General features: G+C 69.9%; 5 protein-coding genes. All 5 read left to right on the top strand.

Going from position 1 to position 6,244, the window contains the following annotated elements; genetic code table 11:
- The first annotated feature begins 107 nt into the window (after positions 1-107).
- Positions 108-1,214 (top strand): cell division protein ZapE, encoded by a 1,107-nt coding sequence (gene zapE, locus HLK59_RS47225; RefSeq protein WP_346779995.1) that lies wholly within the window; start codon positions 108-110, stop codon positions 1,212-1,214.
- A 395-nt stretch (positions 1,215-1,609) separates the two neighbouring features.
- Positions 1,610-2,188, top strand: coding sequence for a carbonic anhydrase (locus HLK59_RS47220; protein ID WP_171147858.1), 579 nt, complete (start codon positions 1,610-1,612; stop codon positions 2,186-2,188).
- A 5-nt stretch (positions 2,189-2,193) separates the two neighbouring features.
- Positions 2,194-3,651 carry a SulP family inorganic anion transporter gene (locus HLK59_RS47215; RefSeq protein ID WP_171147857.1) on the top strand — a complete coding sequence of 486 codons (1,458 nt, stop codon included), beginning with the start codon at positions 2,194-2,196 and terminating at the stop codon, positions 3,649-3,651.
- Positions 3,652-3,737: 86 nt separating this feature from the next.
- Positions 3,738-4,550, top strand: a complete 813-nt coding sequence (locus tag HLK59_RS47210; RefSeq protein WP_171147856.1) for a slipin family protein — start codon at positions 3,738-3,740, stop codon at positions 4,548-4,550.
- Between the two features lie 90 nt (positions 4,551-4,640).
- Entirely contained in the window at positions 4,641-6,008 is a 1,368-nt protein-coding gene (locus HLK59_RS47205) for a PhoX family protein (RefSeq protein WP_171147855.1), read from the top strand.
- The last annotated feature ends 236 nt before the right edge of the window (positions 6,009-6,244 follow it).

Below are 6,244 nucleotides of genomic sequence, written 5' to 3'. Positions count from 1 at the left end.
CCCCACCCCCGGCCCCACCGCCGGAGGCCCTCGTCGCTGTCTGGTCGGTCACAGGGAACAGGCGTCGCATGTCGTGCAGTGTGGCACGGCGCTTAGCATGGGGAACCGTGTCGTCCTCCACCGCCGCCTCCGGGATCAGCCCGATAGCAGACGCGGCCCCGCTGTCCCTGTGCTCCCGCGAGCCGCACGTCGCCCCGGACCGGCTGGTCGCCGAGATGGTGCCGCCGCCGAGGTTCGACTCGGTCCGGTTCGGCACCTACCTCCCGGACCCGAACCAGCCCAGCCAGTTCGAGGCCGTCCGGGTGCTGGACGGCTTCGCCGCAGGGCTCGGCGGGGCACATGCCGTCGGCGGCGGGAAGCGCGGCCTGTTCGGCTTCGGGAGGCCCAAGGCGCCCAAGGTCCCGGCCGGCCCCCGCGGTGTCTACCTCGACGGCGGCTACGGCGTCGGCAAGACCCATCTGCTCGCCTCCCTGTGGCACGCCACCCCGGCGGAGCCCTCGCTCAAGGCGTTCGGCACCTTCGTCGAGCTCACCAACCTCGTGGGCGCCCTGGGCTTCCAGAAGACGGTCCAGACGCTCTCCGGCCACCGCCTCCTGTGCATCGACGAGTTCGAGCTCGACGACCCGGGCGACACCGTCCTCGTCTCCACCCTGCTGGGCAAGCTCGTCGACGCCGGTGTCGCCCTGGCCGCCACCTCCAACACCCTGCCCGGCAAGCTCGGCGAGGGCCGCTTCGCCGCGGCCGACTTCCTGCGCGAGATCCAGGGACTCGGCGCCCACTTCCGCCCGCTGCGCATCGACGGCGAGGACTACCGCCACCGCGGTCTGCCCGAGGCACCGGCCCCCTACTCCGAGGAACAGGTCACCAAGGCGGCGTACGCCACCGAGGGCGCCTCGCTCGACGACTTCCCGCAACTCCTCGCACACCTCGCCCGCGTCCACCCCAGCCGGTACGGCGCGCTGACCGATGGCCTGAAGGCGGTGTGCCTCACCGACGTACAGCCGATTCCGGACCAGTCCACCGCGCTGCGGCTCGTCGTGCTCGCGGACCGGTTGTACGACCGCGAGATTCCGGTCCTCGCCTCCGGACAGCCGTTCGACCAGCTGTTCAGCGAGGAAATGCTCAAGGGCGGGTACCGCAAGAAGTACTTCCGGGCCATCTCCCGGCTCACCGCGCTGGCCCGCGACGGCAAGGCGCTGATCGAGCCCGCCTAACCGGTTAACTCCCGCAGGTCAAGGGTTGGTTCCCGCCATCCGACCTACGCTTTTCAGGCTCTCTTCAGCTCGAAACGTTAAGTTAACCCTGCAAACAACTTTGCAGGGTTAACGTGTTTCTTGACCAGGCATTGACCATGTCTTGGCAAGCGCGTGAGCCGTGAACCACGGGGAGGGGGACGCATGTTGCGAGACAAACCGGCATCGATCGGGCTCTCAACCCCTGCCGCGCATCCACTCCCCCTCACCCCCTTCGCTATCACGGCATCGTTCGCAACCGCGCACACAGCCAGTGAGGCTTCGACCAGAGCTCTGCCTCACAGATAACGGCAGTACCCCCCACCTGTCATGTACGTCCGACGCGCCGCTGCAGGCGCGCCAGGAGGAGTCACCACATGCAGCCCCTCATCGACAACGCCCGTCTGTTCGGACAGCGCCCTGAGGAGTTCGCCAAGCTCGCAGAAGGCCAGTCCCCTCAGGTCCTGTTCATCACCTGCTCCGATTCCAGGGTCGTCCCGGCCCTGATCACGGGCGCCGGCCCCGGCGAGCTCTTCGAACTGCGCACCGCCGGCAACATCGTCCCGCCGTACACCTCCGAGCACCCCACCAGCGAGGCGGCCACCATCGAGTACGCCGTCGAAGTGCTCGGCGTCAGCGACATCGTGGTCTGCGGCCATTCGCACTGCGGCGCCGTCGGCGCCCTGGTGCGCGGCGACGACCTGACCGCCGTACCGGCCGTACGCGACTGGCTCGCGCACGCCGCACCGCGCCCCGCGGGGGCGCCCGAGGATCCGGCCGTGGCCGAGGGCGTGCAGAGCCACGTCCTGACGCAGCTGCTCAGGCTGCGCTCCTACCCGTTCATCGAACAGAAGTTGACGGCTCGTCAACTCACGGTCCGCGCCTGGTACTACGAGGTGCACACCGGTGCCGTGCGGGAACACCGCGCGGACACCGACACCTTCGAGGCGCTGTGATGGCGATGACGGCCAAATTCCCTCATCTGCGGCAGGACTTCGCCGCCTCCCTGGTCGTCTTCCTGGTCGCGCTCCCGCTGTGCGTGGGCGTGGCCGTCGCCTCGGGCGTACCGGCCGAACTCGGTCTGGTCACCGGCATCGTGGGCGGCATCGTCACCGGTCTCATGCGCGGCAGCAGCCTCCAGGTCTCCGGACCGGCGGCGGGTCTGACCGTGCTGGTCTTCGAGGCGGTCCAGGAGTTCGGGCTGCCCGTGCTCGGTGTGATCGTGCTGGCCACGGGCGTGCTCCAGATCCTCATGGGCACCCTGCGGCTCGGACGCTGGTTCAGGGCCATCTCGGTCTCCGTCGTCGAGGGCATGCTCGCCGGCATCGGGCTCGTCCTGATCGCCGGACAGCTGTACGCGATGACCGACGCCAAGGCCCCCGCCTCGGGCCTGGGGAAGATAGCCGGGCTGCCCGGCGCCCTCGCGGACGCCGCCCGGAACGCCGAGGCACTCGCCTCGCTCGGACTCGGTGTCGCCACCATCGCCGTCCTCGTGCTGTGGAAGCGCATGCCCGCGAAGGTACGGACCGTGCCCGGTCCGCTCGCCGCGGTCGGTCTCGCCACACTCGCCGGCCTGGCGTTCTCCCTGCCGGTGGCGACCGTCGAGGTGCGGGGGCTGCTGGATTCCGTCCAGCCGCCGTCCTTCACCGCCTTCGGCGAGCTCGCGAACATCGGTGTGCTCGCCACGATCGTCGCGTTCACCCTGATCGCGTCCGCCGAGTCGCTGTTCAGCGCGGCGGCCGTGGACCGGCTGCACGACGGGCCGCGCACCGCGTACGACAAGGAACTGGTCGCGCAGGGCGCGGGCAACGCGCTCTGCGGTGTGCTCGGCGCACTGCCGATGACCGCGGTCATCGTGCGCAGCGCGGCCAATGTGCAGGCGGGAGCGCGGACGAAGGCGTCCCGGGTCATGCACGGTGTGTGGCTGCTGCTGTTCGCGGCGCTGCTGCCGGGTGCCCTGGCCCACATCCCGATCCCGGCGCTCGCGGGCATCCTGGTCTACTCCGGCGCCAAGCTGATCCCCGTGCGGGAGATCGTGTCGCTGTGGCGCGAGCACCGCGGTGAGGCGCTGATCCTGGTGGTCACGGCCGTCTCGATCGTCGCGGTCAGCATGTTCGAGGGCGTCCTCATCGGCCTCGCGCTGGCCGTCGCCAAGACCGCCTGGGAGGCCTCGCACCTGAAGCTGGAGGTCGTGGACAAGGGCGCCGGACCCGTCCAGGCGTATCTGTCGGGCAACGCGACCTTCCTCAGGCTGCCGAAGATCCTCGACAGCCTGGAGTCCCTGCCGCAGGACCGTCCGGTGGAGCTGGACCTGTCCGGTCTGCACCACCTGGACCACGCCTGCCGTACGGCGCTGGAGAACTGGGCCGAGCGGCACAGCGCGGTCGGCACGGAACCGGTGCGGGTCACCACCCCGTAGCGACGGACCCGGTGCCTGGCCTCACGCCAGGCACCGGGCATATCGTTGCAGGATCAGACAAAACCCTCCGGAAGAGGGGGTGGGACATGCTCCAGGAGCTGCTCACCGTGGCCGCGGCGGCCGGTTCCGCCGGTGTGGTCTATGCCGCCGCCGGGGCGCGGGTCGTCAAGCAGTACGAGCGCGGGGTGGTCTTCCGGCTCGGGCGGCTGGTGGACGACGTACGGGCGCCCGGGTTCACGATGGTGGTCCCGTTCGTGGACCGGATGCACAAGGTCAACATGCAGATCGTCACGATGCCGATCCCGGCCCAGGAGGGCATCACCCGGGACAACGTGACGGTACGCGTGGACGCGGTCGTCTACTTCCGGGTGATCGACGCGGCGAACGCGCTCGTGAAGGTCGAGGACTACAAGTTCGCGGTCTCCCAGATGGCGCAGACGTCCCTGCGCTCGATCATCGGCAAGAGCGAACTGGACGACCTGCTCTCCAACCGCGAGAAGCTCAACGAGGGCCTGGAGCTGATGATCGACAGCCCGGCCGTCGGCTGGGGTGTGCAGGTCGACCGCGTGGAGATCAAGGACGTGTCGCTCCCCGACGCGATGAAGCGTTCCATGGCCCGCCAGGCGGAGGCCGACCGCGAGCGCCGCGCCCGGATCATCAACGCGGACGCCGAACTCCAGGCGTCGAAGAAGCTCGCCGAGGCCGCGAAGGAGATGTCCGAGCAGCCGGCCGCGCTCCAGCTGCGGTTGCTCCAGACGGTGGTGGCGGTGGCCGCCGAGAAGAACTCCACCCTGGTGCTCCCCTTCCCGGTGGAGCTGCTGCGCTTCCTGGAGAGGGCCCAGGAGCACCCGGTCCACGAACACGGGCGCCCGGCCGACAGCGGACCCACCGACCGGTGACACCTCTACGCGCGTGGTTCCCGGAGCCCGCGCCAGGTGATAGACACAGCGGCGTCACATCCTGTCCGCCAGCAGGAAGGTTGCTGCTCCATGTCCGCAACACGACGTCAGGTCCTCGCCCGTTCCGGTGCCCTGGGGGCGGGAATCGCCTTCACCGGCGCCCTCTCCGAACTCTTCACGGGCACCGCCGCCGCCCAGAACATCGGCCACACCGGCTACGGCCCGCTCGTCCCCGACCCGAACGGCCTGCTCGATCTGCCGGAAGGTTTCCGGTATCGGGTCCTGTCCCGCGAGGGCGGCAAGCTCTCCTACGACCAGGGGCTCGTCCCCTCCAACCACGACGGCATGTCGGCCTTCGCGGGCAGACACGGCCGCACCCACCTGGTCCGCAACCACGAGAACCGGGTCACCGCGGCCATCCCCGTCCCGACCATCGACGGCCTGACGTACGACCCGGCCGGCAAGGGCGGCTGTACGAGCCTGACGCTCGACGGCCGGAACAAGGTCCTCTCCGAGCAGGTCGCCATCGCCGGCACCGCCGTCAACTGCGCGGGCGGCCCCACCCCTTGGGGCACCTGGCTGACCTGCGAGGAGACCGAGGACAAGGCCGGTACCAACGGCTACACCAAGGACCACGGCTTCATCTTCGAGGTCGACGGCGCCGACCCGCGCCGCTCCGGGGCGGTCCCACTGACCGCGATGGGCCGCTTCCAGCACGAGGCGATCGCCGTGGACCCCCAGCGCGGCATCGTCTACGAGACCGAGGACGCGTTCCTCAAGCCCTTCGGCCTGTTCTACCGCTTCCTGCCGAACAAGCCGCTGGGCGGCCTGGGTTCCCTGCGCGCGGGCGGCAGGCTCCAGGCGATGCGTGTGCCCGGCGTACCGGACCTGTCCTCGATCCAGGAGACGGGCGCGTGCTTCGAGGGCGTCGAGTGGGTCGACGTACCGGATCCGCTGGCCGCCCAGACCCCCATCCGCCTCCAGGACTTCGGCCCGAAGGGCATCACGCACGCGCAGAAGCTGGAGGGCTGCTACTGGGGCGGCCGGTGTGTGTACTTCGTGTCCTCCTTCGCCCACAGCGCGGAGGGCTCGGCCGCGGACCACTTCGGCCAGATCTGGCGCTACGACCCGTCCTCGCGCCGTCTGACCCTGGTGATCGTCTTCGGCCCGGACACCGACATCCAGCTGCCCGGGGAGTCCCCCGACAACATCTGCCTCGCCCCCAGCGGCGGTCTGATGGTCTGTGAGGACGGCAACGGCGCACAGCACGTGTACGGCGTCACACGCCGGGGCGAGGTGTACGCGATGGCCCGCAACGCCCAGAACATCGGGACGCCCGAGGCGCCGGAGTGGGGCGAGTTCGCGGGGGTCACCTTCTCCCCCGACGGCGACACGATGTACGTCAACTGCTACACGCCGGGAACGACGTTCGCGGTGACGGGGCCTTGGCGCAGGTAGCCGGTCCCCTTCGCTCACGCGCCGGGAGACGGCGGCCGTCTCCCGGCGCGTGAGCGACCACAATCCGAAGTTCATCCGATTTATCCGGTTATGTTCATGCGGTGATCATTCGAGTACGACAAGTAGCGGCCGTCTGCGCACTCGGCGCCGCGCTCACCGCCTGCACCGCCGCCCCTGAGGCACCCCGTGCCGCCCGCCCGGCGCCGAGTGCGCAGACGGCCGCTACTTGTCGTACT

The sequence above is a fragment of the Streptomyces sp. S3(2020) genome (assembly GCF_013044505.1).
Taxonomy (GTDB): domain Bacteria; phylum Actinomycetota; class Actinomycetes; order Streptomycetales; family Streptomycetaceae; genus Streptomyces.
Note: the sequence above shows the minus strand (reverse complement) of the source record. Positions and strands in the feature narration are given on the sequence as shown.

Coding starts and splice junctions, on each gene's coding strand:
- HLK59_RS47205 (WP_171147855.1), top strand. CDS start 4,641: ATGTCCGCAACACGACGTCAGGTCCTCGCCCGTTCCGGTGCCCTGGGG.
- HLK59_RS47215 (WP_171147857.1), top strand. CDS start 2,194: ATGACGGCCAAATTCCCTCATCTGCGGCAGGACTTCGCCGCCTCCCTG.
- HLK59_RS47220 (WP_171147858.1), top strand. CDS start 1,610: ATGCAGCCCCTCATCGACAACGCCCGTCTGTTCGGACAGCGCCCTGAG.
- HLK59_RS47210 (WP_171147856.1), top strand. CDS start 3,738: ATGCTCCAGGAGCTGCTCACCGTGGCCGCGGCGGCCGGTTCCGCCGGT.